At 67.8% G+C, this 2,587-nt stretch carries 3 protein-coding genes, 1 tRNA gene and 1 pseudogene; 2 read left to right on the forward strand and 3 right to left on the reverse strand.

Annotation, left to right across the window (positions count from 1 at the left end; all coding sequences use genetic code 11):
• Nucleotides 1-199 (forward strand): annotated as a pseudogene (locus tag ADBZ5N_RS18585) (hypothetical protein); the annotation flags it as partial.
• A gap of 451 nt (nucleotides 200-650) precedes the next feature.
• Here the strand turns inward: ADBZ5N_RS18585 and ADBZ5N_RS18590 are convergent.
• The 3 genes from ADBZ5N_RS18590 to orn form a co-directional block, all read right to left on the reverse strand.
• Nucleotides 651-911 (reverse strand): hypothetical protein, encoded by a 261-nt coding sequence (locus ADBZ5N_RS18590; protein ID WP_526260031.1) that lies wholly within the window; start codon nucleotides 909-911, stop codon nucleotides 651-653.
• 251 nt (nucleotides 912-1,162) lie between these two features.
• A tRNA-His gene (locus ADBZ5N_RS18595) sits at nucleotides 1,163-1,235 on the reverse strand.
• A 28-nt stretch (nucleotides 1,236-1,263) separates the two neighbouring features.
• On the reverse strand, nucleotides 1,264-1,911 hold the full coding sequence (orn, locus tag ADBZ5N_RS18600) for an oligoribonuclease (protein WP_526260033.1): 648 nt from the start codon (nucleotides 1,909-1,911) through the stop codon (nucleotides 1,264-1,266).
• Nucleotides 1,912-1,993: 82 nt separating this feature from the next.
• Between orn and ADBZ5N_RS18605 the strand changes: the two genes are divergently transcribed.
• A partial coding sequence (locus tag ADBZ5N_RS18605; RefSeq protein ID WP_526260035.1) for a helicase HerA-like domain-containing protein occupies nucleotides 1,994-2,587 on the forward strand: 594 nt, incomplete at its 3' end.

The following is a 2,587-nucleotide window of genomic DNA, read 5'->3' on the forward strand; positions in this document are numbered from 1 at the left end:
GGCTGGTGGCACGGCGTTCGCCCAGGGCGCGTCCTCGGGTGGGATCGGGGTGCGCGCGGAGGGTGGTGACGGCGGGGACGGCGGTGACGCCGCACCCGGCGGTACCGGCGGCACCGGCGGCACCGGTGGACAAGCGGTCGCGCTGGGCCCCTCGGCGGTCCAGGTCAACGGCACCCCCGGCACCCCCGGCACCCCGTAACCGCTGACCGGCACCCAGAGACTCCGGCCCTCCCCCGCACCCCTGATTCGGGGGAGGGCCGGTCCCCCGGTCGGTCGGCCGGCAGAGGGACATGACAACGGCGGCGATTGTCACGTCCCCGTGGGCGGGGCGTGTCGGTGCCCGCGGACAGAATCGCCGCTGTGACCGAATCCGAGCCGTCCCCAGGGGAACCGAAGCCGACGGCCACCGTCTGGGTGCTGGCGTGGGCGCGGCGGAAGCCGTTGCAGCAGCGGCTGATTCGCCGACCGCCGGGGCTGTCCCCACTGCACAGACCGGGCGGTCGTGTCGGTGTCTGCTCCTCGGCTCCGGTCTGCCGGGTCAGCAGGCGATCTTCCGAGCGGACCGTCTGACGCCGTTCCTCCGCCGCGGCAAGGCCGTGGAGGAGGGATTCGAACCCGGAGTCGTGTCGGGCGCGGGAGCACCGGCCGCGTCAGTGCCCGAGGCAGCTGACGGCAGCCACGGTCGGCTGGTTGATGAACTCGTAGGTAGCGACCTGGGCCGCCCGGGTCAGCGGATTGAGAAGATCGGGGGCCGAGCCCAGGACGGGTGCGGTGACGCAGGTCGTCGCGTTGGCGGCCGGCGTCTGGGCCTGCGCGGGCGCCCCGAGAGCCAGGCCCCCGGCCAGGATTCCGGCTGCGATGGCCGGTCCGCTCAGAGCGGTGACGATGCGGCGGGTGATGGTGGTGTTCATGTCGTTCCCCTTTGCTTTGAGGTTTGCCTCCCGGCTGGCTTGTCAGGGCCGGTGACGTCCACTCTGCAGCGTGCTGACCGTCACGACCGTCGACCGATCGGGCGCTATCGGAGATGACAGTCACTTCAACCGATCGGGGGAAACGACAGGCTCGAGGGATCAGCAACTCCCGGTCATCAGGGTCTCGGAGCACCGTTCCAGCCAAACGAAAAACCGCCCCTGATCTGCTCAGGAGCGGCTCTCCGCATCGGGGTGGCTGACGGGACTCGAACCCGCGACAGCCAGGATCACAACCTGGTGCTCTACCAACTGAACTACAGCCACCATCGCCGCTTGCGCAGCGTTCCCGATATTAGCCGCTTTCGGTCTCCGCGGCCGAATCGTTTTCCTCCGCAACTCTGACGTCCCCGTTCAACTCGGCCACCGCGTCGGCGATCTCGCTGGTAGATGGCCCCGGTGGGGGAACAAACGCCGTCCGCCGGTAGTACCGCAACTCCCGGATGGACTCCTCGATGTCGGCCAGCGCCCGGTGCGCCAGGCCTTTCTCCGGCTGGCCGTAGTAGATCCTCGGATACCACCGCCGGCACAGTTCTTTGATCGAACTCACGTCGATCATCCGGTAGTGCAGGTAGTTGTCGAGTGCGGGCATGTCCCGGGCGATGAAGCCCCGGTCGGTGGCGATCGAATTCCCGGCCAGGGGGGCCGTTTTGGCCGCTTTGACGTGGGTGCGGATGTAATCCAAGACCAGCTGCTCGGCGGCGGCCAGGTCAATGGTCGAGTCGCGGACTTCCTCGGTCAGACCCGAACTCGTGTGCATCCGGGCCACCACCTCGACCATATTGTCCAGCGCCTCGTCGTCGGCGTGAATCACCACGTCGATGCCCTCGCCGAGGACGTTGAGGTCTGCGTCGGTGACCAGCGCCGCAATCTCGATGAGCCGGTCGCGGCGCAGGTCAAGGCCGGTCATTTCGCAGTCGATCCACACCAATTCGTCGCGCACAGCGATACAGGGTAGGCCCCGGCCACCAAGTAGTGTCGTATCGGCCGAAAACGCTGACCGAGTACAGACGAAAGGGGCCGCGATGACCGACGCGACAGCCAGTCCTGCCCAGCAGATCGCCGCCGGTTATGCCACCTCCGGACAGGCGCTCGAACTGGGTTCGGTGATCGTGGGCGGCGCGGTCGACCCGTCGGCCCAGATCCGGATCCCGCTGGCGATGATGAACCGGCACGGCCTGGTCGCCGGCGCCACCGGCACCGGTAAGACCAAGACCCTCCAGGTGATCGCCGAGCAGCTCTGCGCCGCCGGGGTGCCGGTGGTGATGGCCGACTTCAAAGGCGATCTCTCCGGTCTGTCCCGGCCGGGGGAGGCCGGTGACAAGATCACCGAACGGGCCAGGGACACCGGCGACCAATGGGCCGGCACCTCATTCCCGGTGGAGTTCCTCTCCCTGGGCACCGGCGGCCTCGGTGTTCCGGTCCGGGCGACGATCTCCGCCTTCGGTCCGATCCTGCTGTCAAAAGTGTTGGGGCTCAACCAAAACCAGGAGTCCACCCTCGGGTTGATCTTCCACTACGCCGACAAACAGGGCCTTCCACTGCTGGACCTCAAAGATCTGCGCTCGGTGATCACCTTCCTCACCACCACCGACGAGGGCAAGGCGCAGTTGAAGACC

This window comes from Mycobacterium sp. (assembly GCF_044370595.1).
In the GTDB taxonomy this organism is placed as follows: Bacteria; Actinomycetota; Actinomycetes; order Mycobacteriales; family Mycobacteriaceae; genus Mycobacterium.